Consider the following 544-nt stretch of genomic DNA (forward strand, 5'->3'; position numbering starts at 1 on the left):
CGACCGTGCGTACTCCCTGGCGCGCACCAAGTTCAGCGCGTTCCTCGACTCGATGGACCGGTGGGCGCCGCTGGCGAAGGAGACGTCGTTCGCCTCCTCGCCGTCTCCCCGGTCGCGTATCGAGCCGCGGCCTGACCAGACAGCCATCCTCGTCGCCCACGCGGCGCAGTGGGCCCGCGATTATCGGCGCGCCGGTGGTGCCACGGTCTAGGAGGCGTGCCGATGGAGGTTGCCGGTGCCTTCCCGTGCCGCAGGCCTTGCGGTCGTTCCAGCGAGCTGACCCAGCTGAACATCCGAGGCCGCCACCGGCAGATCGCCGCATGGGAAGTCGACATGCGCTGTCGACGGCCGGCGACCGCACACCCGGCCGACCTCGCCGCGCCCGATCGCTCAAGGTTTCCCGTTCCCTCGCAGGTGCGCAGCCGCGCAGTGTGCTCGATAGGTGCCATGACTGGCCGGGAGGTTGAATGAGTGAGATCGACAAGGTGTGGGCCTCGGCCGACGAGGCGGTGGCCGACATCGCGAGCGGGTCGTCGCTGGCCGT

The 544-nt window shown here is 70.0% G+C and carries 1 pseudogene; it reads left to right on the forward strand.

The window, feature by feature from the left end:
- Positions 1–211, forward strand: a pseudogene (locus QRT03_RS32005) (hypothetical protein); the annotation flags it as partial.
- Between the last annotated feature and the right edge of the window lie 333 nt (positions 212–544).

The sequence above is a fragment of the Actinomycetospora termitidis genome (assembly GCF_030286555.1).
In the GTDB taxonomy this organism is placed as follows: Bacteria; Actinomycetota; Actinomycetes; order Mycobacteriales; family Pseudonocardiaceae; genus Actinomycetospora; species Actinomycetospora termitidis.